This is a genomic window from Micromonospora tarensis (genome assembly GCF_016803395.1).
GTDB lineage: Bacteria > Actinomycetota > Actinomycetes > Mycobacteriales > Micromonosporaceae > Micromonospora > Micromonospora tarensis.
In genome coordinates this window covers 1-24235 of sequence record NZ_JAEVHL010000081.1, presented here as the reverse complement: position 1 = coordinate 24235, position 24235 = coordinate 1, and the positions used below count along the sequence as shown (strand labels likewise).

Here is a 24235-nt window from a genome sequence, read left to right as displayed (position 1 = left end):
GGCGGCGGGCGTGGCGGCCAACGCGCCGGCCGGCGACGGCAAGCCCGCCGGCGACGAGGCCGGGGCGCAGGAGCGCAACCTCACCGAAGCGAAGGCTGGGACGGACGCCGACGGCGCCGGATCGGCGGACGCGAACGAAACGGGGGCCCAGAAGTGACCACTCCCCGCCCGGAGACGCTGGCCAAGCTGACGCCGGTGCTGACCAAGCGCTGGCTGTCGCCGGACGCCTGGCGGATCGGCACCTACGAGCAGCTGGACGGCTACGCCGCCCTGCGCAAGGCGCTCAAGGCCCACCCGGACGACCTGATCCAGCTGATCAAGGACTCGGGGCTGCGCGGCCGCGGCGGCGCCGGCTTCCCCACCGGCCTCAAGTGGGGCTTCATCCCGCAGGGCGACGGTAAGCCGCACTACCTGGTGGTCAACGCCGACGAGGGCGAGCCGGGCACCTGCAAGGACCTGCCGCTGATGACCCACGACCCGCACGCGCTGGTCGAGGGCGTGATCATCGCGTCGTACGCGATCCGGGCCAGCCGCGCCTACATCTACATCCGGGGCGAGGCGGTGCACGCCGCGCGTCGGCTGCGCAACGCCGTCCAGGAGGCGTACGACAAGGGTTACCTCGGCCAGAACATCCTGCGCAGTGGCTACGACCTGGAGCTGGTGGTGCACTCCGGCGCCGGGGCGTACATCTGCGGCGAGGAGACGGCGCTGCTGGACTCGCTGGAGGGGTTCCGGGGTCAGCCCCGGCTGCGCCCGCCGTTCCCGGCCACCCACGGCCTGTACGCGAGCCCGACTGTGGTGAACAACGTCGGCACCATCGCCAGCGTGCCGCCGATCGTGCTCGGTGGGGCCGACTGGTGGAAGACCATGGGCACGGAGAAGTCCTCCGGGCCGATGATCTACTCGCTCTCCGGTCGGGTCGCCAACCCCGGCCAGTACGAGTGCTCGATGGGCATCACGCTGCGCGAGCTGCTGGAGCTGGCCGGTGGCATGCAGCCCGGGCACAACCTGCGGTTCTGGACCCCGGGCGGTTCGTCCACCCCGCTGCTCGCCGCCGAGCACCTGGACGTGCCACTGGACTTCGAGGGGGTGGCGGCGGCCGGCTCGATCCTCGGCACGACGGCCACCCAGATCTTCTCCGACCAGGACTGCCCGGTCTACGCGACGTACCGGTGGCTGGAGTTCTACCACCACGAGTCGTGCGGCAAGTGCACCCCGTGCCGGGAGGGCAACTACTGGATGGTGCGGGTCTACCGGCGGATTCTCGCCGGTCAGGGCACCCACGAAGACCTGGACACCCTGCTGGACACCTGCGACAACATCCTCGGCCGTTCGTTCTGCGGCCTGGGTGACGGCGCGACCAGCTCGGTGACCTCGTCGCTGCAGTACTTCAAGCAGGACTACCTCGACTACATCGAGGGTCGTACCGCTCCCAAGCTGTCGGAGAAGACCCTGGTAGGGGCGCACTGATGACCGACGTAGCCAAGCAGACCGAGACCGTCACCCTCACCATCGACGGCGTCGAGGTCACCGCCCCCAAGGGGACGTTGCTGATCCGGGTCGCCGAGCAGATGGGCACCGAGATCCCCCGGTTCTGCGACCACCCGCTGCTGGCCCCGGCCGGCGCGTGCCGGCAGTGCCTGGTCGAGGTGGAGGGGCAGCGCAAGCCGGTCGCCTCCTGCACCCAGACCGTCGCCGACGGCATGGTCGTCCGCACCCAGCTCACCTCCCCGGTGGCCAAGAAGGCGCAGGAGGGGGTGATGGAGCTGCTGCTGCTCAACCACCCGCTGGACTGCCCGATGTGTGACAAGGGCGGTGAGTGCCCGCTGCAGAACCAGGCGATGTCCACTGGCCGCACCGACTCGCGCTTCCACGAGCACAAGCGGGAGTACGAGAAGCCGATGGCGATCAGCAGCCAGGTGCTGCTGGACCGCGAGCGCTGTGTGCTCTGCCAGCGGTGCACCCGGTTCTCCGAGGAGATCGCCGGCGACAAGTTCATCGACCTGATGGGCCGGTCGTCCGCCGAGGAGATCAACATCTACCGGGACGACGCGTACGGCGAGGAGGGCGACGCCGGGGACGTCCCGTTCAACTCCTACTTCTCCGGCAACACCGTGCAGATCTGCCCGGTGGGTGCGCTGACCGGAGCCCAGTACCGCTTCCGGGCCCGCCCGTTCGACCTGGTCTCCAGCCCGAGCGTCTGCGAGCACTGCTCGGCCGGCTGCGGGCAGCGCACCGACTGGCGGCGCGGCAAGGTGCTGCGCCGGCTGGCCGGCGACGAGCCGGCGGTGAACGAGGAGTGGAACTGCGACAAGGGTCGGTGGGGCTTCCAGTACACCCGCGCCACCGACCGGCTGACCACCCCGCTGGTCCGCGACGAGCGCACCGGTGAGCTGCGGGAGGCGTCCTGGAGCGAGGCGCTCACCGTGGCCGCCGAAGGGCTGCACGCCGCCCGGGAGAGCGGTCAGGGCACGGCGGTGCTCACCGGCGGCCGGCTGACCGTCGAGGACGCCTACGCGTACGCGAAGTTCGCCCGGGTCGCGTTGAACACCAACGACATCGACTTCCGGGCCCGGCCGGTCTCCCGCGAGGAGGCCGACTTCCTGGCCAGCTCGGTCGCCGGGGTCACCGACGTCACCTACACCGACGTGGAGAACGCGCCGGCGGTGGTGCTGGTCGGCCTGGAGCCGGAGGAGGAGTGCCCGATCCTCTTCCTGCGGCTACGCAAGGCGTACCTGAAGAAGACCCTGACGGTGTACGCGCTGGCGCCGTTCGCCACCCGTGGCCTGGAGAAGCTCGGTGCCAAGCTGGCCCGGGTGGTGCCGGGCGAGGAGGCCAGCGTGCTCGCCGAGCACGCCACGGTCACCGAGGCGCTGAGCGCGCCCGGCGCGATCCTGATCGTCGGCGAGCGGCTGGCCACCGTGCCGGGTGGGCTCTCCGCCGCGGCCGAGGTGGCCCGGCGTACCGGCGCGAAGCTGGCCTGGGTGCCGCGGCGCGCTGGTGACCGGGGCGCCGTCGACGCGGGCTGCCTGCCCAACCTGCTCCCCGGTGGCCGGCTGGTCACCGAGCCGGCCGCGCGGGCCGAGCTGGGCGAGGCGTGGGACATCCCGGCCGGGGTGATCCCGAGCCAGGCCGGGCGGGACACCGACGGCATCCTGGCGGCGGCCGCCAAGGGGCAGCTCGGCGCGCTTGTCGTCGGCGGTGTCGACCCGGCCGACCTGGCCGACCCGCGACTGGCCGAGTCCGCCCTGGACGCGGTGCCGTTCCTGGTCAGCCTGGAGCTGCGGGCCAGCGCGGTGACCCGGCGGGCGAACGTGGTGCTGCCGGTCGCCCCGGTGGTCGAGAAGGCCGGCAGCTTCCTGGACTGGGAGGGCCGGCTGCGCCCGTTCGAGCCGGTGTTGAACACCGCGGCGATGACCGACGGTCGGGTGCTCGACGCGCTCGCCGCCCTGCTCGACGTGACGCTCGGCACGGCCGACGTGCCGAGCGTGCGTCGTGAGCTGGGCTCGTTGCCGGCCACCCGGACCACTCGGCCGGCGGCCCCCTCGGTGGCACCGGGCCGGCTGCCGCACCCGGGTGCCGGTGAGGCCGTGCTGGCCACCTGGCACCAGCTGGTGGACCTCGGCACCCTGACCGAGGGCGACGAGAACCTCGCCGGGACCGCCCGCCCGCCGGTGGTCCGGCTGGGCAAGGGCACGGCCGAGGCACTCGGTGTCGCCGACGGCGACGCGGTCACGGTCGGCACCGACCGGGGGGCGTTGACCCTGCCGGCGGAGCTGACCGAGATGCCGGACGGCGTGGTCTGGCTGCCGACCAACTCACCCGGCTCGACAGTGCGACGCAGCCTCGGGGCCGCGTCCGGCACGGTCGTCCGGATCTCCGTCCCCGCACCGAGTACGGCCATCCCGGCCGGGCGGGTGGCGGCCGACGAGACCGGTCTCCCGGGTCCGCTCCTCAACTCCGGGGGTAACCAGTGAGTCCGTCAATCCTCGCCCAGGATCCGACGCTTGCCGACTTCGGCCAGGATCCGTGGTGGCTGGTCCTCATCAAGGTCGTCTTCGCGTTCGCCTTCGCCGTGCTGGCCACCCTGCTCGGTGTCTGGTTCGAGCGCCGCGTGGTGGGCTACATGCAGGTGCGGCCCGGCCCCAACCAGGTCGGTCCGCTCGGCCTGCTGCAGACCCTCGCCGACGGCCTGAAGATGGCCTTCAAGGAGGACATCCTGCCGAAGGCGGCCGACAAGGTCGTCTACTTCTTCGCCCCGACCATCTCGGTGATCTGCGCGGTGACCGCCCTGTCGGTGGTGCCCTTCGGTCCGATGGTGAGCATCTTCGGCCACCACACGCCGTTGCAGGTCACCGACGTGCCGGTGGCGGTGCTGCTGCTGCTCGCCTGCTCCTCGATGGGTGTCTACGGCAGCGTGCTCGGTGGCTGGGCCTCCGGCTCGACGTACCCGCTGCTGGGCGGTCTGCGGTCGAGCGCCCAGATGATCTCCTACGAGGTCACCATGGGGCTCAGCATCGTGGCGGTCTTCATGACCGCCGGCACGATGAGCACCAGCGGGATCGTCGCCGCGCAGGGCGACGGCACCCAGCTGACCATCTTCGGCCAGCCCATCCCGGCGCCGGGCTGGTACGCCATCCTGCTGCTGCCGAGCTTCATCATCTTCTTCATCGCCACTGTGGGTGAGACCAACCGGGCGCCGTTCGACCTGCCCGAGGCCGAGTCCGAGCTGGTCGCCGGCTTCATGACCGAGTACAGCTCGCTGAAGTTCGCGCTCTTCATGCTCAGCGAGTACGTCGCGATGGTGACCATGTCCGCGGTCACCACCACGCTGTTCCTCGGCGGTTGGCGGGCGCCCTGGCCGATCACGTTGTGGGAGGGCGCCAACTCCGGTTGGTGGCCGATGCTCTGGTTCTTCGGCAAGGTGATCACGCTGGTCTTCGTCTTCGTGTGGCTGCGCGGCACGCTGCCCCGGCTGCGCTACGACCAGTTCATGCGCCTCGGTTGGAAGGTGCTGCTGCCGATCAACCTGGTCTGGATCCTGGTCCTGTCGGGCCTGCGCTCCATCGAGGACTGGGACACCCGCGGCAAGGTGATCGCGGTCGGCATTCCAGCTGGCATCCTGCTGCTCGCCACGCTGTTCTGGCCCAACCGCCGGCCGCAGCCGAAGCCGACGCCGCAGGAACAGGTCGACAGCCGGCCGCACGGGAGCTTCCCGCTGCCACCGATGGATCTTCAGGTACCACCGAGCCCGCGCATCAGGCGCGTGGTCGCCGAGCGGGAGCCGGCCAACATCGTCGCCGGCTCGGACTCCAGGGAGGTGTGACGTGGGCGCGATCACCGGAACGTTCAAGGGATTCGGTGTCACCTTCTCGCACATGTTCAGGAAGGTCGTCACGACCGACTACCCGTTCAAGCCGCCGGTTTCGGCGCCGCGCTACCACGGGCGGCACATCCTCAACCGGCACCCGGACGGCCTGGAGAAGTGCATCGGCTGTGAGCTGTGCGCCTGGGCCTGCCCGGCGGACGCGATCTACGTCGAGGGTGGCGACAACACCGACGAGCAGCGCTTCTCGCCGGGCGAGCGGTACGCCAGCATCTACCAGATCAACTACGCCCGGTGCATCTTCTGCGGGCTCTGCATCGAGGCCTGCCCGACCCGGTCGCTCACCATGAGCAACGAGTACGAGTTGGCCCGGGACAACCGGCAGGACCTGATCTTCACCAAGGAGCAGTTGCTCGCGCCGCTGCTCGAGGGCATGGATCAGCCACCGCACCCGATGCTGCTGGGCGACAGCGAGAAGGACTACTACGTCGGCGCGCTGGACAACCCGGGCACCTCCGCCGGTGCGGAGACGTCCCCGATGGGCCCCGGCCGCTACCAGGTCGAGGAGCACCCCGGGGTGACGTTCCCGGGCGCCGAGCAGGCCGCCCAGCGCGTCGCGGCCGGCAAGGGAGAGGAAGCATGACCACGTCTACGGTGCTGGCCGCGGCGGGTGCGGTGTCCGGCGGCGAGGAGGTCACCTTCTGGATCCTCGGGCCGCTCGCGCTCATCGGCGCCATCGGCATGGTGGCCGCGCGCAACGCGGTGCACTCCGCGCTCTGGCTGGTGCTCACCATGCTCTGCCTGGGCGTGTTCTACGTGCTCCAGGCCGGGCCGTTCATCGGCATGGTGCAGATCATCGTCTACACCGGCGCGATCATGATGCTCTTCCTCTTCGTGCTGATGCTTGTCGGCCGGGACTCCACCGACTCGCTGATCGAGACGCTGCGCGGCCAGCGGGTCGCCGCGATCGTGCTGGGTCTGGGCTTCGCCGGCCTGGTCGGCGGCGCGCTCTACCGGGCCGTCGAGGGCACCACCGCGGTCGGCCTGGAGCAGGCCAACGCGGAGGGCAACGTGCAGGGCATCGCCCGCCTGCTCTTCACCAAGTACGTCTTCGCGTTCGAGCTGACCTCGGCGCTGCTGATCACCGCGGCGGTCGGTGCCATGGTGCTCGCGCACATCGAGCGGCGTAAGCGCGACAAGGTCGACCAGGTGTCGACAATGCGGGCCCGCTTCGCGCCGGGCAACTACCCCGGCCCCAAGCCGGGCCCCGGTGTCTGGGCGACCTCCTCCTCGGTGGCCACCCCGGCGCGACTGCCGGACGGCCGGCTCACCGAGCAGAGCACGCCGGCCATCCTGCCGGTGCGGGAGCTGACCGCGCAGGAGACCACCCTGAAGGGGACGGACCAACGGTGAGCGCGAGGAGTGCAGCGAAGCGGAGCCCCGCAGTCGCGAACGAAAGGACAGCTCAGCCATGACACCTGACTACTACCTGGTGCTCGCCGCGGTGCTGTTCACCATCGGCGCCGCCGGGGTGCTCGTCCGGCGCAACGCGATCGTGCTGTTCATGTGCGTGGAGCTGATGCTCAACGCGGCCAACCTGACGCTTGTCACCTTCAGCCGGATCAACGGTGACCTGAACGGTCAGATCATGGCGTTCTTCGTGATGGTGGTGGCGGCGGCCGAGGTCGTGGTCGGGCTCGCGATCATCATGTCCATCTTCCGGACGCGACGCTCGGCGAGCGTCGACGACGCCAACCTGCTCAAGTACTAAGGGGCACGCAAGTGGAAGAGACTGTGCAGTACGCCGGTGCCACGGGCTTGCTCGGCAGCGTCTGGCTGCTCGTGGCGATCCCGCTGGTCAGCGCGGCCATCCTGCTGCTGCTCGGCCGGCGGGCCGACCGCTGGGGGCACTGGTTGGGCGTCGCCGCAATCGGCGCCGCGTTCGTGCTCGGCCTGGCCTTCTTCTTCCAGCTGCGTGGCCTGGAGAACAAGTCGGTCGAGCTGAGCCTCTGGGACTTCATCGCGGTCGGTGACCTGCGCGTCGACTTCGGCCTGCTGTTCGACCCGCTGGCCGCGGTCTTCGTGCTGCTGATCACCGGGGTGGGTTTCCTGATCCACCTGTACGCGGTGGAGTACATGGCGCACGACGCGGGCCGCCGGCGGTTCTTCGCGTACTTCAACCTGTTCGTCGCGGCGATGCTGCTGCTGGTGCTCGGCAACAACTACGTGATGCTCTACTTCGGCTGGGAGGGCGTCGGTCTGGCGTCGTACCTGCTGATCTCCTTCTGGTACGGGCGGCCGAGCGCGGCCACCGCCGGTAAGAAGGCCTTCCTGATGAACCGGGTCGGTGACGCCGGCCTGGCCATCGGCATCTTCATCATGTTCGCCACCCTGGGCACCACCCAGTACGACGAGGTGTTCAACGGCGTCGGCGCGCTGACCGCCACCACGGTGCTGGTCCTCGGCCTGTTGCTGCTGCTCGGCGCGGCCGGCAAGTCCGGTCAGTTCCCGTTGCAGGCGTGGCTGCCGGACGCGATGGAGGGCCCGACCCCGGTGTCCGCGCTGATCCACGCGGCCACCATGGTCACCGCCGGCGTCTACCTGATCGCCCGGTCCAACCCGATCTTCTCGGCGAACCACACGCTCCAGCTCGTGGTGGTCAGCGTCGGCGCGCTCACCCTGCTGATGGGCTGCGTCATCGGCGCGGCCAAGGACGACATCAAGCGGGTGCTCGCCTGGTCGACGGTGAGCCAGATCGGCTACATGTTCCTCGGCGTCGGTCTCGGCGGTGGGGCGTACGCGCTGGCCATCGTGCACCTGCTGGCGCACGGCTTCTTCAAGGCCAACATGTTCCTCGGCGCCGGCTCGGTGATGCACGGGATGAAGGACCAGGTCGACATCCGTCGGTTCGGTGGGCTGTCGAAGCACATGAAGATCACCTGGTTGACCTTCATGATGGGCTGGCTGGCCATCATCGGCATGTTCCCGTTCTCCGGCTTCTTCTCCAAGGAGCCGATCATCGTGGCCGCGTTCGAGCGGGAGGACTGGACCGCCTGGCTCTTCGGCGGGGCCGCGCTGCTCGGCGCCGGGCTCACCGCGTTCTACATGACGCGGCTGTTCGTGCTCACGTTCCACGGCCCGCAGCGGTGGACCGAGGACATCGAGCACCCGCACGAGTCGCCGAAGCTGATGACCATCCCGCTGATCCTCCTGGCGCTCGGCTCGATCGGTGCCGGCTTCCTGCTCTCCACCTCCGTCCCGGACTGGCTGACCTCGACCGCCGGGCTGGGCGGCGAGCACGCCGAGCATGAGGCGGTCCTCTCGCACGCCGTGATCACCACGCTGTCGCTGCTGGTCACCGTGCTCGGTGCCGGGCTCGCCTGGTTCCTGTTCCGGGCCGGCACGGCCACCGCGGAGCAGCCGGCCGGGGTGCTGGTCACCGCCGCCCGGCGCAACCTGTACGCCGACGCGGTGAACGAGGCGGTCTTCGAGAAGCCGGGCATCTTCCTCACCCGGGCGCTGGTGTACCTCGACAACCGGGGCGTCGACGGGCTGGTGAACGGGCTCGCCGCCGCGGTCGGCGGTGGCTCTGGTCGCCTCCGGCGGATGCAGACCGGCTTCGTCCGCTCGTACGCCACCTCGATCCTGGCCGGTGCGCTGCTGGTGATGGCGGCGTTCCTGGCGGTGCAGGCGGGGTGGTTGGTGTGATCGACCTCTTTCCGGCCGCCCCCGCCGGCGGACCACGCAGTGACGACGGAGGTAAGGCCGCATAATGTCCAACTTCCCGTTCCTCTCGGTGCTCACCGTGGCGCCGCTGGTGGGTGCCCTGGTGGTGGCCCTCCTGCCGCGCCACCGGCCGGAGCTGGCCAAGCAGGTGGCGTTCGTCTGGTCGCTGCTGGTGCTGGTGCTCTCGGTGGTCATGTGGGTCAGCTTCAAGGCCGGTGGTGACCGGTTCCAGTTCCGTGAGTCGTACTCGTGGATCCCGAACTGGGGGGTCAACTTCACCTTCGCCGCCGACGGCATCGCGCTGGTGATGCTGATGCTGATCGCGGTGCTGGTGCCGCTGGTGATCCTGGCGTCCTGGCACGACGCCGATGCGTCGAAGCGGTCGGTGCCCGTCTACTTCGCCCTGCTGCTGGTCCTCGAGTGCACGATGATCGGCGTCTTCGCGGCCGCCGACGTCTTCCTGTTCTACGTGTTCTTCGAGGTCATGCTGGTGCCGATGTACTTCCTCATCGGCAGCTACGGTGGCCACCAGCGGCAGTACGCGGCGGTGAAGTTCTTCCTCTACTCGCTCGTCGGCGGTCTGTTCATGCTGGCCGCGGTGATCGGCCTCTGGGTGGTCGGCGGCAAGACCTTCGACTGGCAGGCGCTGTCGCAGGTCGACATCAGCACCGGCACCGAGCGGTGGCTGTTCCTCGGCTTCTTCCTCGCGTTCGCCATCAAGGCGCCGTTCTTCCCGTTCCACACCTGGCTGCCCGATGCCGGTGGCGCCGCCCCGGCGGGTGCGGCGGCGCTGCTCGTCGGTGTGCTGGACAAGGTCGGCACCTTCGGCATCCTGCGGTACTGCCTGCCGCTGTTCCCCGAGGCGTCGAAGTGGTTCGCCCCGTGGGCGCTGGCCCTGGGTGTGATCGGCATCGTCTACGCCGCGCTGCTGGCGGTCGGCCAGAACGACCTCAAGCGGCTGGTGTCGTACACCTCGATCGCGCACTTCGGCTTCATCGGGGTGGGCATCTTCGCCTTCACCACCCAGGCCGGCACCGGCGCGGTGCTCTACATGCTCAACCACGGGCTGGCCACCGGCCTGCTCTTCCTGGTGGTGGGCATGCTGATCTCCCGGCGTGGCTCGGCGCTGATCAGCGACTTCGGTGGTGCCGGCAAGCTGGTCCCGGTGCTCGCCGGGGTGCTCTTCTTCGCCGGTCTCGCCTCGCTCGCGCTGCCCGGCACGGCGCCGTTCATCTCCGAGTTCCTGGTGCTGATCGGCACCTTCACCGTGAACAAGCCGGTCGCGGTCATCGCCACGCTCGGCATCATCCTGGCCGCCGCGTACGTGCTGTGGATGGTGCAGCGCACCACCCAGGGCACGCTCAACCCGGCGCTGACCGAGGTCGACGGCATGCGTCGGGACCTCAACCTGCGCGAGAAGGTGGTGGTGGCCCCGCTGGTCGCGTTGATCGTGCTGCTCGGGTTCTTCCCCAAGCCGGTCACTGACGTGATCAACCCGGCCGTCCAGGCGACCATGGACGACATCGGCAAGACCGACCCGGCCCCGTCGGTCGGCGGCACCGTCCAGGAGGCGGCAAAGTGACCGAGTTGAAACTGCCGTCGATCGACTACGCGGCTATCGCTCCGATCCTGATCATGCTGGGCACCGCGCTGCTCGGCGTGCTGGTCGAGGCCCTCGTGCCCCGGCGCTGGCGGCACCTGGTCCAGCTGACCCTGGCCCTGCTCGCGGTGCTCGCGGCGCTGACCATGGTGGTCCTCAACGCCGACGAGCGGATCATCACCGCCGGCCAGGCCCTCGCGATCGACGGGCCGACGCTCTTCCTCCAGGGCGCGATCCTGGTGCTGGCCGCGATGGCGCTGCTGCTGATCGGTGACCGCACTGTCGAGCGGGGCGGGGCGTTCGTCGCCCAGGCCGCGGTGACCGCCGAGTCGGCTGACGATCGGCGGCAGGCCGAGGGGCGCAACGGGCTCACCGAGGTCTACCCGCTCACCACGTTCGCGATCGGCGGCATGCTGATCTTCGTGGCGGCGAACGACCTGCTGACCATGTTCATCGCGCTTGAGGTCTTCTCCCTTCCGCTCTACCTGCTCTGCGCGCTGGCGCGTCGCCGCCGCCTGCTGAGCCAGGAGGCGGCCATGAAGTACTTCCTGCTGGGCGCGTACGCCTCCGCGTTCTTCCTGTTCGGCGTGGCGCTGATCTACGGCTTCACCGCCGGCATCCCGGGCCGTTCGGCCGGCGTCGACTTCGCCACCATCCACGCGGCGGTGAGCGAGTCGCCGGCCAGCCCGGTGCTGCTCTTCGCCGGCATGGCGCTGCTCGCCATCGGTCTGCTCTTCAAGGCCGCGGCGGCCCCGTTCCACGTCTGGACCCCGGACGTCTACCAGGGCGCGCCGACCCCGGTCACCGGCTTCATGGCCGCCTGCACCAAGGTCGCCGCGTTCGGTGCGCTGCTGCGCGTCTTCCACGTCGCGTTCGCCGACGCCAACTGGGACTTCACCCCGGTGCTCGGCGCGGTGGCGGTGCTGACCATGCTGGTCGGCGCGGTGCTCGCGGTCACCCAGACCGACATCAAGCGGCTGCTCGCGTACTCCTCGATCGCCAACGCCGGTTACCTGCTGGTCGGCGTGTTGGCGCCGAGCCGCGACGGGCTCTCCGGCACGATGTTCTACCTGGTCGCGTACGGCTTCTCGGTGCTGGCCGCGTTCGCGGTGGTGACCCTGGTGCGCGACGCCGACGGGGAGGCCACCCACCTGTCCCGGTGGGCCGGGCTGGGCCGGCGGTCGCCGTTCTTCGCCGCGCTGTTCACGTTCATTCTGCTCGCCTTCGCCGGCATCCCGCTGACCAGCGGTTTCACCAGCAAGTTCGCCATCTTCGGGCCGGCCCTGGAGGGTGGCCAGGCCTGGCTGGTGATCGCCGGTGTGCTGACCAGCATGGTGCTCGCGTTCCCGTACCTGCGGGTCGTGGTGATGATGTGGCTCTCCGAGCCGGGCGAGTCCACCCCGACCGTCACCGTGCCCGGCGGGCTCACCTCCGCCGCGCTGATGATCGGTGTGCTGGCCACCCTGGTGCTGGGCGTGGCCCCGGCGCCGCTGCTCGATCTGGCTACCGGAGCCGCCGAATTCGTTAGATGACCGAGGATTCGATCACTGGGGGTCGCGCGTGTTCACGCGCCGGCCCCCGGTGTGTATCCCCGCCCCGGAGCAGGTCGAACGGGTGTGGCATGGTGGATAGCGTGGTGAATCCGGCGGGCGAGCGTTCAGGTGTCGCCGGCTCCGGCGGTCAGCGGGGTCGGGCGAGCACGAGTCAGTTCGGCGCGCTCGGCCTCAACTTCGCCGACCCCCGTGTCGAGGCGTCCGTGCTGGGTCTGCTGGACACGGTCGAGGTCGAGTTGCGGGCCAGTGTCTCCAGTGCCGACCCGTTCGTCAACGAGGCCGCCCGGCATCTCGTCGAGGCCGGCGGGAAGCGGCTCCGGCCGCTGCTGGTGGCGCTCGGCGCGCAGTTCGGTGACCCGACCGCTCCGAAGGTCGTCCCGGCCGCCGTGGTGATGGAGCTCACCCACCTGGCCACCCTCTACCACGACGACGTGATGGACGAGGCCGCCGTCCGCCGGGGTGCGCAGAGCGCCAACTCCCGCTGGACCAACTCGGTCGCCATCCTGGTCGGCGACTACCTCTTCGCCCGCGCCGCGGACATCGCGGCCGACCTGGGCCCCGAGGCTGTCCGGTTGCAGGCGCGTACCTTCGCCCGGCTGGTGCACGGTCAGATCGCGGAGACGGTGGGGCCGCGTGCCGAGGACGACCCGGTCGGCCACCACCTGCACGTGATCGCGGAGAAGACCGGCTCGCTGATCGCCACGTCGGTCCGGTTCGGCGGCCTGTTCGCCGGTGCCGCGCCGGAGCACGTGGAGGCCCTGGCCGGGTACGGCGAGACGATCGGCGTCGCCTTCCAGCTCTCCGACGACCTGCTGGACATCGCCTCCGAGTCGGTGCAGTCGGGCAAGACCCCCGGCACGGACCTGCGCGAGGGCGTCCCGACGTTGCCGGTGCTCTACGCCCTCCAGGCGGACGACTCCGACGCCTCCTCGGTGCGGCTGCGGGAGATCCTGGCGACCGGTCCGCTCACCGACGACGCGCTGCACGGCGAGGCGTTGGGGCTGCTCCGGGAGAGCCCGGCGCTGAAGCGGGCCCGGGAGACCGTGCGCGGTTACGCCGAGGAGGCCCGCGCGCAGCTCGCCCCGCTTCCGGCCGGGCCGGAGCGCAGCGCGCTCGAGTCCCTCTGTGACTACATGGCCGACCGCAACGGCTGATCCACGCTCCGGGCCGCTGCGGCGGCGACGCGGGCCAGCAGGCGGCTGCCGACGAGCATCAGGGCGGCGGCGAGCAGCATCGCCCCGGCGGCGACGCCCCACATGGCCGGGTAGCCCAGGTGCGCGGCGAGCGGGCCGAGGCTCAGCGGGCCGAGACAGCCGCCCGCGTACACCCCGGTCTGGGTGATCGAGGTGGCGGCGGCCGGTGACTGCGGGTGGAGCCGGACCACCGCGAAGGTCATCAGACCCGGCCAGGCCCAGCCCAGGCCGAAGCCGAGCAGCACGCCGACCACAAGCGGCACCGACCCGGCCAGCGCGAGCAGGCCCAGCCCGGCCGCGCCGACCACCAGCATCGCGGCGATCACCGCGACGTGACCGGTGTCGCGGCGATCGGCCAACCAGCCGGCACCGACCCGGCCCGCCACGCAGATCGCGCTGCCCATGGTCAGGGTGAGGCCGGCGAGTCCGGGCGACAGGCCCCGAACCGCGGCCGAGTCGACCAGGAAGGTGCCCAGCGCGTTGGCGGCGGCAGCGGCGAACGTCGCCGCCGCGCCGATCACCACCAGCGCCGCGGTCGCCCGACCGGCGCGGGTGTCACCGGGTCGCCGCGCCGGGCCGGGCAACGGCCGGGGTACGGCGGGCAGTGTGGTCAACGCGGCCACGGCGGCGGCCACGAACGCCCAGCGCCAGCCGACGGTGAGCGCGATGGTCGGCACCGCCGCCCCGGCGAGCAGGGTGGAGACCGGGATGGCGGCCTGCTTGACGCCGAAGGACAGCCCCTGCCGTCGGACCGGCACGTGCTGGGCCAGCGCCGTGTTGCTGGCCAGTTGGCCGAGCGCGTTCGCGGCGGCGCTGAGCGCCAGCAGGCCGACCAGCACCGGGTACGACCGGGCGAGCCCGGCGATGGCCAGCATCGACCCGGCGGCCAGCGCGATGCCGCAGCGGGCGACCAGGGCCGGGCCGTACCGCTCGACCAGCCGGCCGGAGGGCACCGATGCCAGCGCGCTGACCCCGAAGTAGACGGCGACGGCCAGGCCCAGACCGGCCGGCGAGAAGCCGAGGTCCCGGCCCATCTGCACGGCGAGACCACCGAGCAGGAAGACCGGGAGTACGCACGCCACTGTGGTGACGACCGCGCCGGCGCTGGCGCGGACCGGGCGGGGTCGGGTGACGGTCGGATCGGGGGTGATGGAGGTGTCGGTCATCGTCCGGCAAACCTACGCGAGCCCGGTTCACCGCACTCCTGGTGACCGGCGGGCCACAAGCTGTGGATGGTGATCTGACATCCTCGACCCGAACAGGCATTTCGCACCGAGCCTGTTTTTCATATGGTGTAAGTCCCCGGCGGCGGAGGTGGTTGTGCGCGACCCCTTGGCAGAACCTTCGGACCTGATTCGCAGCGTGTCCCGAGCGTTGCGGGTGCTGGAGTCGGTCGGTCGCGCCCCGAAAGGCCTGACCGTCAAGCAGATCGCTCGGCGGTGCGAGCTGACCGTGGCCACCACCTACCACCTGGTTCGCACCCTCGCCTACGAGGGTTACGTGATCCGTCGCGAGGACGGCACGTACATCGTGGGGTTGGAGGTGGCCGACCGGTACCGGGAGTTGGTGACCGCGTTCCGGGGCCCGCCAGCGGTCGGTGAGACGCTGCGGCGGGCCGCCCTGGACACCGGCTACAGCCACTACCTGGGTCGCTTCGTCGGCGGTCAGGTGGCCCTCACGGCGGTCGCCGAGGGGCACCGCTCGCCCTACCTGGAGGACCTGGTCCCCGGCTTCGACGAGGGGGCACACGCCACCGCCCTCGGCAAGTCGCTGCTCGCCACCCTCACCGCCGACCAGCGCTACCGCTATCTGCGCGAGTACGGCATGCGACCGTTCACCACCGCCACCCTGACCACCACCGAGGCGTTCGAAGCCGACCTGGCCGCCGGCGACCGGCGGGGCATGCAGCTGGAGATGGGGCAGTTCCGCCAGGGGGTGGCCTGCGCGGCGGTGCTCGTCGCGCCGGACAAGGACATGGAACGCCGGGTCGTGCTGGCCTGCGCGTTGCCGGCCAGCGAGATGATGACCTCCGCCCGGGTGGTGCGCGCCAAGCTGCTCACCGTGGCCCGCAGTGTCGCCGACGGCATCGCCGCCGAGAGCTGACCGCCGCAACGCCCAGAGGCCCTCTCCCAGGCTGGGAGAGGGCCTCTCGGGGCGGTCCAGCGCCGAACCGCCGGAGCAACGTCAGCGACCCACCGGCCGCGGGCGCACCGTCAGCTGCCCACCGGGCCGCCGTCGAGCCGCCACGTGACCACCACACCCGGCTTGGCGTAGTCGCCGTCCGGCCAGTTCGAGGCCGGGTTCTCCACCGAGGCCCCGGTGATCTCGCCCGGGTGCTGCACCGCGACGAAGACCGAACGGTTGTCGCCGGTGATGAACGGGCCACAGGTCTCCGCGCCCAGCGGCACGGTCAGGAACTGCTTGAGGTGACCCCGCTCCGGACCTTCGACGGCGGTGGCGAAGAGCCCGTCGTTGCTGCCCAGCGCGTTGCCGTCGGTGGAGATCCACAAATTGCCGGTGGCGTCGAAGGCGACGTTGTCCGGGCAGGAGATCGGGGAGACCTTGGCCTTGTCGTACCCGGCGAAGAAGGTCGACGGGTCGGTCGGGTCACCACAGACGATCGGCAGCGACCAGGCGAAGGTCTCCGAGGTGTTGTCGTTGCGGTCCTCCACCAGCTCCAGGATCTGCCCGTGCTTGTTGGCGTTACGCGGGTTGGCCTCGTCCGCCTTCGGGTTGCTGCCGACGCCACGGTTGGTGTTGTTGGTCAGCGCCACGTACACCTTGCCGGTGAGCAGGCTCGGCTCGACGTCCTCCGGGCGGTCCATCTTGGTCGCGCCGACCTTGTCACCGGCGAGCCGGGTGAAGGTGAGCACGTCCGCGGCGGTCATCCCGTCGACGAACGACCGGTTGCCGCTGACCAGCTTGATCCAGCGACCACGGCCGTTGAACCCGCCGTCGGTGGGGAGCTTGCCCGAGCCGTCGACCTCGGCGGCGCTGGTCTGGTCGAGCTTCGCCACGTAGAGCGTGCCGGACTCCAGCAGGGTCAGGTTGTGCTTGCGGGCGGCCCAGGAGTTGCCCTTCATGAACTTCTGGTCCGAGACGAACTTGTAGAGGTAGTCGAAGCGCTCGTCGTCGCCCATGTACGCGACCACGTGGCCGTCCCTGGCGACGATCACGTTGGCGCCCTCGTGCTTGAACCGGCCCAGCGCCGTGTGCTTGCGCGGGCGGCTCTCCGGGTCGAACGGGTCGATCTCGACGACCCAGCCGAACCGGTGTGCCTCGTTGGGGTGCTTGGCCAGGTCGAAGCGCTCGTCGGCGCGTTCCCACTTGCGGCTGCCGCTGGGGTAGCGGCTGGCGGTGCTGATGCCGTAGCGGTCCAGCTTCGGCTTCAGCTCGGCCGGGGCGGCGTCCGCGCCGACGAAGTACTGGTTGAAGTTCTCCTCGCCGGAGAGCACAGTGCCCCACGGGGTCACGCCGCCGGCGCAGTTGTTCAGCGTGCCGACGACCGTCCGGCCCCTGGGGTCGGCGGCGGTCTTCAGCCAGGCCGAACCGGCGGCCGGGCCGGTCAGGTCGAACTTGGTGCCGAGGGCGGTGACCCGCCGGTTGTACGGCCGGGGGCCCTTCTCGACCGGCTGCCACTGCCCGGTGCCGGCGACCCGCTCAAGCTCCACCACGGACATGCCGTGCGCGGCCATCGCGGTGCGCAGCTGCTCCACGGAGAGCCCGTCCAGGCCGGGGAAGCCCGGGAACATCAGGTCCTCGTTGGTGTACTCGTGGTTGACCACGAGCAGCGCCCGCCGGCCCTGCTTGTCCAGCGGCAGCACGCCCACGAAGTCGTTGTTGTAACCGAACTGCTTGGACTGCGCGGCGGCGGTCTGGTGGTGCAGGTCGAACGCCGGCGCGCCCGGCACGACCGGGTCACCCCACTTGATCACCACGGCGTGGTCGTAGCCGTTCGGCACCACCAGGGCGTCCAGCTTGTTCGGTGGGATCGGCTTGAAGGTCAGCGCGCCGTTGCCGACACCGGTGCTGGGCCGGCCGAAACCGAAGGCCTCCGGGACCTCCGGCGTGGCCGGGGCGGCGATCGCCGGGCCGCGCCGGCGAGCGCACCGGCGGCCGCGCCGCCGAAACCGAGAACGAGCGCGCCGACCGCGCCGGCCCGGACCACGCCCCGCCGGGAGACCTCCGCGTTCACGACATCACCGAAGTACGCGTTGTCGGAGGTGTTCGGTACCGGGTGGTCACAGGCGTTGCCGCAGCGGTACAGGCAGGTCATGGCGTCACGGGTGCCATGGCGGGTGCCGTTCAACAGGGGGAGCAGCCGGGGACGGTCGCTCATGGGAGAAGCCTCCAGAGAAGTCGGTGACACGACAGGCCGCGTACCAGCCGGACGCTAGGAGGACGCGGTGAGCGCTCGTCGGCCGCTGTGTGAACCGGGCATGAACACCTCCGTGGTCGGCGACCACACGCAACCGGTCTGACCTCGGGCTGAACCGTTCGGCGTGACCGCACGTATTTCCGAACGGACGCACCGCCGGACGCGCGCCGGAAGTGAGGAGACCGCCATCAGCGACCACGACGCCCAACTGCTGCGCGCGCTGCACGACGAGCACGCGGAGGCGCTGTACGCGCACGCCCTGCGGCTGGTGAACGGGGACCGGCAGCGCGCCGAGGACCTGGTGCAGGAGACGCTGCTGCGGGCCTGGCGACACCCCGAGTCGCTCGACCCCAGTCGCGGCTCGGTGCGCTCCTGGCTGTTCACCACCGCCCGCAACCTGGCCATCGACGCCTGGCGGCGGCGGTCCACCCGGGTCGGCGAGGTGTTCACCGACGACTTTCCCGAACCGCCGGAGGTCGTCGACGAGGCCGAACGCGCGGTGGAGGCGTGGACCGTCGCCGAGGCGCTGAACCGGCTCAGTCCAACCCATCGGGAGGTGCTCGTCGAGTGCTTCTACCAGGGGCGGTCGGTGGCCGAGGCGGCATCCCGACTGGGGGTGCCGCCCGGGACCGTGAAGTCCCGCACCCACTACGCGCTGCGGTCTCTACGGTTGGTCCTGGCCGAGATGGGGGTGACGGGATGACCCGGTGCGAGTTCGCGTACGACGACGGCGCGTACGTGCTGGGTGCCCTGGCCCCGGCCGAACGGGCAGCCTACGAGCGGCACCTCGGCACCTGCGCCTCGTGCCGGGAGGCGGTCGCCGAGATCGCCGTCCTGCCCGGGTTGCTCGGTCGCCTCGACCCGACGGGATTGGAGCAGATCCTGCCGCCGCCGGCCCCGCCCCGGGTGCCCGCGCTGCTCGACGAGGCCCGTCGCCGCCGTCGTCGGCAACGCTCCACCGACCGGCGACGGTACGCCCTCACCACGCTGGCCGCCGCCGGGTTGGCCCTGGTCGTCGGTGTCGGTACGGCCGCGGTGCTGCCCCGACCGGTCGCACCGCCCCCAGGGGCGCAGGGCACCCGCCCCGGCCCACAGGTGTCGATGGTCGCCATGCGGCCGGTGGCCCTCGCCGGGCCGGTGCACGCCGAGATCGGGCTGGCCGGCAGCAAGTGGGGTACCGAGGTGACCATGCACTGCGGGTACGACGCACGGACCAGCTACGGCAAGGCGTACCCGTTCCGGCTGGTGGCGAAGGGCCCGAACGGCACCAGCGAGCAGATCGGCTCCTGGCTCGCCGCGCCGGGGGACGACCTCCGGTTCACCGGTGTCACCCGCTTCACCGACGCCGAGCTGGTCGGGGTGGAACTCCAACGGGCCGACGGGACGCCGCTGTTGACGTACGCCGTTCCCTGACCGGCCGACCCGATGACCGTTCAGCCGGCGGGGACCAGGGCTCGGGCCTGGGCGCGGGTCTGGCGGGAGGTGCGGATGGCGTCGGCGGTGAAGACGACGAGGGCGAGCCAGACCAGCGCGAAGCCGGCGAGGCGGGCCGGCGGCATCGGCTCGTGGAAGATCAGCACACCGCAACCGAGCTGGAGGATCGGCGCCAGATACTGGATCATGCCGAGGCCGCTCAGCGGCAGCCGGTTCGCCGCGCCGGCGAACAGGAGCAGCGGGATCGCGGTGGCCGCGCCGGCCAGCACCAGCAGGGCGGTGTGTCCGGCCGAGACGTGCCCGAAGGTCAGGTCGTCGTGTGCGCTCAGCCAGCCGAGGTAACCCAGCGCCGGTAGCGCCAGCACCGCCGACTCGACGAAGAGCCCCTCCGCGGCGGGCAGCCCGAGCCGCTTCTTGACCAGCCCGTAGCCGGCGAAGCTGAACGCCAGGGTCAACGCCAGCCAGGGTGGCCGGCCGTAGTCCACGGCGAGCACCGCGACGGCCGCCGCGCCGATCCCCATCGCCACCCACTGGGCCGGGCGCAGCCGCTCCCGCAGCACAGTCACCCCGAGCAGCACCACGACCAGTGGGTTGATGAAGTAACCGAGCGCGGTCTCCACCACCCGGTCGGAGCTGACCCCGTAGATGTAGGTGCCCCAGTTGACAGCGATCAGCGCGGCGGCGGCGACGATCCCGGCGACCGCCCAGGGCCGGCGCAGCAGCGCCCGGAGGAAATTGACGTTGCGCAGCGCGCCCAACAGCAGGGCCACGAACAGCACCGACCAGACCACCCGGTGAGCCAGGATCTCCAGCGGGCCGGCCGGTCGCAGCAGCTTGAAATAGAGCGGAAAGACGCCCCAGAGCAGGTACGCGCCGAGGCCGTAGAGGTATCCCAGGCGGAGTGGCGTCACGGCTCCACCGTAAGGGGCATACCGCTGCTTTGTTCCTTTCCGGTGATCGGGGTCACCGGCGACCGCCGGTCGAGCTGCATCCACCGCTGCGGCACGTCCAGTGGCGTGAAGCCCACCCGGGCGTACACCTCGTGCGCGTCGTACGTGGTCAGCAGGATCCGGCGTACGCCCCGCTCGGCCAGGTGGTCGCGGACCGCGCTGGCCAGCCAACCGCCCAGCCCCTTGCCCCGGGCGGGACGGTCGACGTACACGTCGCAGAGCCAGGCGAAGGTGGCACCGTCGGTGACCACCCGGGCCACCGCCACCTGACGGCCGTCCTCGGGCCGGTAGACCCCGAACGGCAGGGAGCCCGCGAAGGCCCGTGCGGTGGTCTCCCGGTCCCGGCCGAGCGCCCAGTAGGCGTCGGTGGACAACCAGTGGTGGACCAGGTCCAGGTCGATCCGGGCGGGGTCGGTGCTCAGCAGGTGCCCGTCGGCGTGGGTCAGCGAGAACATCCGGCGACGCTAACCGTCCGGGTGGTCAGCGGGGACGCCCAATTCCCGAACTCTGGTCACCGGCCCGCCCCGGGGCCCGCCGTGGTCGGAGCGCGGCGGGCCCGGGCCGGTGCCGGCTGGTCGGTCAGTCCCGGTCGAGGACGGCGCCGAGGATCCAGGTCACGATGCTCACGAAGAGCGCGCCGAGCACCGCGGCGGGCCAGAAACCGTCCACCGAGAACGGCAGCCCGGCCTGGTCCGCGATCCAGCTGGTGAGCAGGAACAGCAGCCCGTTCACCACCAGCGCGATGAGGCCGAGGGTCAGCAGGTAGAAGCCACAGCCGACGGTCTTGATGATCGGCTGGAGAACCGCGTTGACCACGCCGAAGATCACCGCCACCAGCAGCAGCGTGGTCACCGTCTCGGTGGCCGAGTTCGAATCCAGCGAGATGCCCGGGATGAGGAGCGTGGCCAGCCAGAAAGCCAGAGCTGTGCTGGCCAGCCGAATCAGCAGACCCTTCAGAAAACCCATGGCGGGGATCGTGCCACGGACCAGGCACCGGCGTAACCCGACAGTTGGCCGGCAGAGTGGATCAGCCGCGCGCCGGGCGACCGACCAGTTGCGACTCGATCGGGGTGGGGGAGAGCAGGGCCCACCGCAACGCCCGCCGGTTGACCACCGCCACCATGTCGTCCCGGATCCGGGTCAACCACTCGGCCGAGCCGCCCAACCCGAGCGCGGTGCCGGCCAGGGCGGCCTCGGCGGCGTTCAGCGGCTGGAGCAACGCCAGGTCGGCCCGGCTCAACGCGTCCACGTCCGCCGAGGTCAGCTCGTCCCGTACCACCAGGGTGGCCCGCCACGGCGGACCCGGTTCGGCGTCGGCCGGCACCGGCCCGGCGTCGACCACCAGCAGCAACGGACGCAGGGCGGTGCCCACCCCGGCGGCGACCGACCGGCCGGGTGGAAGCAGCGGGATCGTCCCGCCCGGCGCGCCGACCCCGCGCACGAACGGCTCCCAGACCCGCGGCCGTGCGGTCTGCACCACCACCAGCGCGCCGAGAGCCAGGGCGCGCAGGGCCACCAGCTGGGCCGCGCGCACCCCACCGACCAGCACCACCCGGGTGCTCTCCGGACGGAACAGGCGCACGGTGACGGCCCCGCCGTGCCGGTTGGTGCCGACCATCATCCCGGCCGCGCCGAACGACAGCTCCCAGTCGTCCATCGTCGGGCGGGGCTGCGCCGCGGGTGCGGTCAACGCCAGCGGCAGCGTGGCGGCCAACCCGCTCAGGTGGGTGCCGTCGAGCCGCCGCAGCCTGCCGCCCAGGTCGGTCACCAGGCGGATCAGCGCCTCGGTGGCCGCCGCCAACTCGGTAGCCGACCCGGTCGCCAGGCGTACGGTCAACTCGGTCGGCACCTCGGCCGCGCCGGTGGCCGGCGACGGACCCGACGAGATCGACACCGTGGTCGTGGTCGCCGGCAACGCGAGCAGCCGGGGCACCAGTCGGCGGCCCCCCGTGCCGCCCGGATCCGGCCACTGGATCAGCCGGAAGGTGGCCTGGACCAGCGCACCGGAGCGGATCGTCGACCAGGACTCACGGACCGGCTCGCCCTCGTGCAGGGCCAGCTCGGCCAGGACGCGCAGCGCCGCGGGCACGCCGAGCGGTCGCGCGGCCAGCGGACCGAGTCGACGGACGATCCGGCGTACCGTGCCGGCGAGCACCCGGCGCAGGTCCTCCTCGGACCAACCGTCCACCCGCAGCACCCGGACCGCCACCACCGCCCGTTCCCGGCCGGCGAGCCGCCCGTCGGCCAGTTGCCGGTACGACGTGCCGACCGCGCCGCCCGCACCGGGCACCGGAGCCGGTGCCCCGGCGAGCAGCAGTTGGACCAGCAGCGGGGGCAGGTCCGGCCCGGCCGTCGGCAGCAGGGCGGCCGGGGCGGGCAGCGCCCGGGACACGTCGCCGAGCAGGTCGCCGGGGTCGCCCAGCTCCAGCAGCGCCACCAGGCCGGCGGTGTCCTCCAGCACGGCCGCCGGCCCGCCGGGCAACTCCGTCGAGCGGACGATGGTGCCCGGGGCGACCAGGTCCAGGAGTTCGGCCGCCGAGGCCGGCCCGGTGAGCGCGCGGCGGCGGGTGAGGTGGCGAGAGCGGTGCCCGACCATTCGAAGAGCCACCGGCCCCGGACCGGAACCCAGCAGACCGCTACCAGCAGCGCGGCCAGCAGGACGGCCGCTGCCACGACGGATGCCTGTCGGCCGAGGGCGACGAGGATCAGCGCCGCCGCGACCTGCGCGGCGACCAGCTGGCCGGCTCGCACCCGGGTGCCCGCGGGTCGGCCCGGCCAGACCCGGTGGTCGGCGAACGCGCGGCGGCGGAACGGCCGCTGATCGGCGGAGTGCAGGCCGTGGCCGGCGGGCCGAGTCGGCCCGATCGCCCGGGCGGCGGTGTCTGCTTCGGACCGGACCGGGGCCGGATGCGGCCCTCCGGTGGTCATCGCCGGCACCGTGCCTCCTCGACCAGTGGGGACCTGTCGAGCGCGTCGGCCATCCGTCGACGGCCCGTCACGCGTCGCGACGTGGCTGCGGCACATCGTAATCGACCGATGGCCGCCCGGTTGTCCACAGGGGAGGCGCGGGGGGTAGCAGAACCGCTACGAGGTCGCTACCGTCAGCCACGAAGTCCTTCGCTGACCCGCGTCTCAGTGCTCGTTGACCGGGCCAAGCGACGACGCGTCCCCAGAGCGGTCGCGTCGACGGCCAGGTGCGATCAGAGAGACGGGGTGACGTCCGGGTGTCCCAAACCAAGGCAGAAGCCGCGGTGATGCAGCAGACCGCCGCGAAGTTCGAGCAGGTGGACCAGTCGTTGCAGTCCATGCTGACCGGCCTGCTGGCCGAGCTGGAGGTGTTGCAGCAGGCCTGGCGCGGCGCCGGTGGGCGGTCGTTCGAGCAGGTCAAGCAGCAGTGGTCGCAGGATCAGGCGGCGCTGCACCGGGCGCTTCGGGAGACCGCCGGTGCGATCCGCACGGCCGGCCGACAGTACGACGTGTCCGACGACGAGGCGGCCAGCCGGGTGGCCGGCACCAACCGCGGCGGCATCCAACTGCCGCTCTGATCCCACTGGGGAGGGGAATCCGATGGACCATGGTGTGCTGGTCGTCAACTTCGCCGCGTTACAGCAGGCCGGCGCGGACATCCAAAAGGCGTTGAACACTCTCGACTCGCAACTCGGCCAGCTCGAACGAGACGCCGCCCCGCTGGTGGCGAGCTGGACGGGCGAGGCCCGGCAGGCCTACGAGCAGCGGCAGGCGCGGTGGCGCTCCGCCTCGCACGACCTCCAGGCGATGCTGCGGGACATCCGGTTGGCGGTGCACGACTCCGCCACCGACTACCTCGACACCGAGAAGAAGAACACCGGGCTGTTCCAGTGAGCGTCGTGGGCCGGGAGCGCTGACCGTGTCCGGCTCAGCGCCCCGGCTACGGCTGGCCCCGGGCCGGGGCGGTGGGCGGCCGCGGTCAGACCTGGTCGGCCGGGCGCCAGCGTCGGCGGGCGCCTCGGGGCACCACCAGGGCGAGCACCGCCACGGTGACCACAGTCGTGCCGACCGCCGCGGCGACCAGCAGGGCCCGGTCCCGCGCGGTGGC

General features: G+C 71.4%; 19 protein-coding genes and 2 pseudogenes. 15 read left to right on the top strand and 6 right to left on the bottom strand.

Going from position 1 to position 24235, the window contains the following annotated elements:
• Window positions 1–153: 153 nt before the first annotated feature.
• The 10 genes from nuoF (at window position 154) to JM949_RS17310 (ending at window position 13359) form a co-directional block, all read left to right on the top strand.
• Entirely contained in the window at window positions 154–1470 is a 1317-nt protein-coding gene (nuoF, locus tag JM949_RS17355) for an NADH-quinone oxidoreductase subunit NuoF (protein WP_203149482.1), read from the top strand.
• Window positions 1470–3977: an NADH-quinone oxidoreductase subunit G gene (locus JM949_RS17350; protein WP_203149481.1), complete on the top strand. Its 2508-nt coding sequence runs from the start codon at window positions 1470–1472 to the stop codon at window positions 3975–3977. The genes nuoF and JM949_RS17350 overlap by 1 nt, the downstream gene beginning before the upstream one ends.
• Window positions 3974–5326: an NADH-quinone oxidoreductase subunit NuoH gene (nuoH, locus tag JM949_RS17345; RefSeq protein WP_203149480.1), complete on the top strand. Its 1353-nt coding sequence runs from the start codon at window positions 3974–3976 to the stop codon at window positions 5324–5326. The genes JM949_RS17350 and nuoH overlap by 4 nt, the downstream gene beginning before the upstream one ends.
• A gap of 1 nt (window position 5327) precedes the next feature.
• Complete coding sequence (gene nuoI / locus JM949_RS17340) at window positions 5328–5969, top strand: NADH-quinone oxidoreductase subunit NuoI (protein ID WP_203149479.1); 642 nt, start codon at window positions 5328–5330, stop codon at window positions 5967–5969.
• Window positions 5966–6739: an NADH-quinone oxidoreductase subunit J gene (locus JM949_RS17335; protein WP_203149478.1), complete on the top strand. Its 774-nt coding sequence runs from the start codon at window positions 5966–5968 to the stop codon at window positions 6737–6739. The genes nuoI and JM949_RS17335 overlap by 4 nt, the downstream gene beginning before the upstream one ends.
• A 58-nt stretch (window positions 6740–6797) precedes the next feature.
• Window positions 6798–7097 carry an NADH-quinone oxidoreductase subunit NuoK gene (gene nuoK / locus JM949_RS17330; protein ID WP_030486270.1) on the top strand — a complete coding sequence of 100 codons (300 nt, stop codon included), beginning with the start codon at window positions 6798–6800 and terminating at the stop codon, window positions 7095–7097.
• Between the two features lie 11 nt (window positions 7098–7108).
• The gene (nuoL, locus tag JM949_RS17325; protein ID WP_203149477.1) at window positions 7109–9034 is read left to right on the top strand and encodes an NADH-quinone oxidoreductase subunit L; all 1926 of its coding nucleotides are present in this window, start codon (window positions 7109–7111) and stop codon (window positions 9032–9034) included.
• Window positions 9035–9098: 64 nt separating this feature from the next.
• Window positions 9099–10634, top strand: a complete 1536-nt coding sequence (locus JM949_RS17320; protein ID WP_203149476.1) for an NADH-quinone oxidoreductase subunit M — start codon at window positions 9099–9101, stop codon at window positions 10632–10634.
• Window positions 10631–12184, top strand: a complete 1554-nt coding sequence (gene nuoN, locus JM949_RS17315; protein WP_203149475.1) for an NADH-quinone oxidoreductase subunit NuoN — start codon at window positions 10631–10633, stop codon at window positions 12182–12184. The genes JM949_RS17320 and nuoN overlap by 4 nt, the downstream gene beginning before the upstream one ends.
• Window positions 12185–12273: 89 nt before the next feature.
• Window positions 12274–13359, top strand: a complete 1086-nt coding sequence (locus JM949_RS17310) for a polyprenyl synthetase family protein (protein ID WP_203149474.1) — start codon at window positions 12274–12276, stop codon at window positions 13357–13359.
• Here the strand turns inward: JM949_RS17310 and JM949_RS17305 are convergent.
• Window positions 13335–14564: an MFS transporter gene (locus JM949_RS17305; RefSeq protein WP_203149473.1), complete on the bottom strand. Its 1230-nt coding sequence runs from the start codon at window positions 14562–14564 to the stop codon at window positions 13335–13337. The genes JM949_RS17310 and JM949_RS17305 overlap by 25 nt on opposite strands.
• 154 nt (window positions 14565–14718) lie before the next feature.
• Here JM949_RS17305 and JM949_RS17300 point away from each other — a divergent pair, with 154 nt between their 5' ends.
• A complete protein-coding gene (locus tag JM949_RS17300) occupies window positions 14719–15501 on the top strand; it encodes an IclR family transcriptional regulator (RefSeq protein WP_203149472.1) in 783 nt (260 codons plus the stop codon).
• Window positions 15502–15611: 110 nt separating this feature from the next.
• On the opposite strand, the pseudogene JM949_RS17295 reads toward JM949_RS17300, so the two are convergent.
• Window positions 15612–17737: pseudogene (locus JM949_RS17295) on the bottom strand (PhoX family protein).
• 226 nt (window positions 17738–17963) lie between these two features.
• On the opposite strand from JM949_RS17295, the gene JM949_RS17290 reads away from it, so the two are divergent.
• Both JM949_RS17290 and JM949_RS17285 read left to right on the top strand, forming a co-directional pair.
• The gene (locus JM949_RS17290) at window positions 17964–18479 is read left to right on the top strand and encodes a sigma-70 family RNA polymerase sigma factor (protein ID WP_203149483.1); all 516 of its coding nucleotides are present in this window, start codon (window positions 17964–17966) and stop codon (window positions 18477–18479) included.
• On the top strand, window positions 18476–19189 hold the full coding sequence (locus tag JM949_RS17285) for an anti-sigma factor family protein (RefSeq protein ID WP_203149471.1): 714 nt from the start codon (window positions 18476–18478) through the stop codon (window positions 19187–19189). Before JM949_RS17290 ends, JM949_RS17285 begins: the two co-directional genes overlap by 4 nt.
• A gap of 20 nt (window positions 19190–19209) precedes the next feature.
• On the opposite strand, the gene rarD is transcribed toward JM949_RS17285, so the two are convergent.
• The 4 genes and pseudogenes from rarD to eccE form a co-directional block, all read right to left on the bottom strand.
• Entirely contained in the window at window positions 19210–20121 is a 912-nt protein-coding gene (rarD, locus tag JM949_RS17280; RefSeq protein WP_203149470.1) for an EamA family transporter RarD, read from the bottom strand.
• Window positions 20118–20615 (bottom strand): GNAT family N-acetyltransferase, encoded by a 498-nt coding sequence (locus JM949_RS17275; RefSeq protein WP_203149469.1) that lies wholly within the window; start codon window positions 20613–20615, stop codon window positions 20118–20120. Before JM949_RS17275 ends, rarD begins: the two co-directional genes overlap by 4 nt.
• A 124-nt stretch (window positions 20616–20739) precedes the next feature.
• Complete coding sequence (locus JM949_RS17270) at window positions 20740–21126, bottom strand: phage holin family protein (protein ID WP_091395522.1); 387 nt, start codon at window positions 21124–21126, stop codon at window positions 20740–20742.
• A gap of 61 nt (window positions 21127–21187) precedes the next feature.
• Window positions 21188–23068: pseudogene (gene eccE, locus JM949_RS17265) on the bottom strand (type VII secretion protein EccE); the annotation flags it as partial.
• Window positions 23069–23384: 316 nt separating this feature from the next.
• Between eccE and JM949_RS17260 the strand changes: the two are divergent.
• Together JM949_RS17260 and JM949_RS17255 are read left to right on the top strand one after the other, a co-directional pair.
• The gene (locus JM949_RS17260) at window positions 23385–23705 is read left to right on the top strand and encodes a WXG100 family type VII secretion target (protein WP_203149468.1); all 321 of its coding nucleotides are present in this window, start codon (window positions 23385–23387) and stop codon (window positions 23703–23705) included.
• Window positions 23706–23727: 22 nt separating this feature from the next.
• A complete protein-coding gene (locus JM949_RS17255; protein ID WP_203149467.1) occupies window positions 23728–24021 on the top strand; it encodes a WXG100 family type VII secretion target in 294 nt (97 codons plus the stop codon).
• Window positions 24022–24235: the final 214 nt, after the last annotated feature.